We start from the raw sequence: 988 nt of genomic DNA, 5'->3' as shown, positions 1-988 counted from the left end.
AGAAAGAAGAAATCTATCTTAACACTTACCAAGACTTTGAAGAATGTCGTAAGGCACTCTTTGAGTATATAGAATCCTGGTATAATCGCCAGAGGATTCACAGTGCACTTGGATATAAAACACCTCAGCAAATGGAGGATGAAGCTATTCAGGTTGCATAAAAAAAGTTCAACTTTTTGTGTCCAATGTATTGACATAGGTCCACAATTAAAAGATATCGACAATAAGCTGCAGCTCTTATTGGTGTTAGTATATAACTATGGACACGGAAAGTTGAACATTCTATAATATAATAAAGGAGTGTTCAATCATGGCAAAAAATCAAAAATCCTATACCCCTGAATTCAAGCAGCAGATTGTAGATCTGCGTAATAAAGCTGGTAAAGGTATCACAGAATTATCTAACGAATATGGCGTTCCAAAAGGCACAATCTCTACCTGGGTAAAACTTCTTTCTCCAGTACAGGTTTCAGAAACAGAAACCATTTCTATGAAAGAGTATAAGGCTCTTCAAAAGAAAATGAAGGAACTAGAGATAGAGAATGAAATATTAAAAAAAGCTACCGCCATATTTGCCAAAAATCAATAGCTGAGTACGTGTCCTTTATTCAAGCGAATCTTGATAATTATACTGTGAAACAAATGTGCAAGGTACTTAAGTTTCCTCGCAGTACTTATTATGCTGTAATCAATCATGTTACATCTCAAAGAGAAATTGACTACAACAAATTTAGTGATGAAGTTCAATTTTACTATAACAGATCTAAGGGGCGTTATGGTGCTATTAAGATACAGCGAGATCTTGAAGAGGCTGGTATCCCATGTGTAAGTGCTTCAAAAGATGGCGTCGTGTAATTCTATCGCAATGCTGCTATACTAAGCCTATCATTTCTTGAGGCATTTTTTATGCTTATGAATCAACCTACATTCTTCTGGTAATTCTTTTGACCAGGGCAGGTATTTATCCAGTATCTCTGGATGATTCAGA

At 35.6% G+C, this 988-nt stretch carries 2 protein-coding genes; both read left to right on the top strand.

Translation table 11 applies throughout. The features are described 5' to 3' along the window. The coding region (locus BN3456_RS00305; RefSeq protein ID WP_141654471.1) for an IS3 family transposase at nt 1–161 on the top strand (161 nt) is incomplete at its 5' end. Between the two features lie 149 nt (nt 162–310). Next, nucleotides 311–589: a transposase gene (locus BN3456_RS00300; RefSeq protein WP_024345227.1), complete on the top strand. Its 279-nt coding sequence runs from the start codon at nt 311–313 to the stop codon at nt 587–589. Nucleotides 590–988: the final 399 nt, after the last annotated feature.

Origin of the sequence: Clostridium sp. C105KSO13 (assembly GCF_001517425.1) — a bacterium.
GTDB lineage: Bacteria > Bacillota > Clostridia > Lachnospirales > Lachnospiraceae > Muricomes.
Note: the sequence above shows the minus strand (reverse complement) of the source record. Positions and strands in the feature narration are given on the sequence as shown.

Bases quoted from the DNA above. Each gene is read 5' to 3' on its own strand.
- BN3456_RS00300 (WP_024345227.1), top strand. From the start codon at position 311: ATGGCAAAAAATCAAAAATCCTATACCCCTGAATTCAAGCAGCAGATT.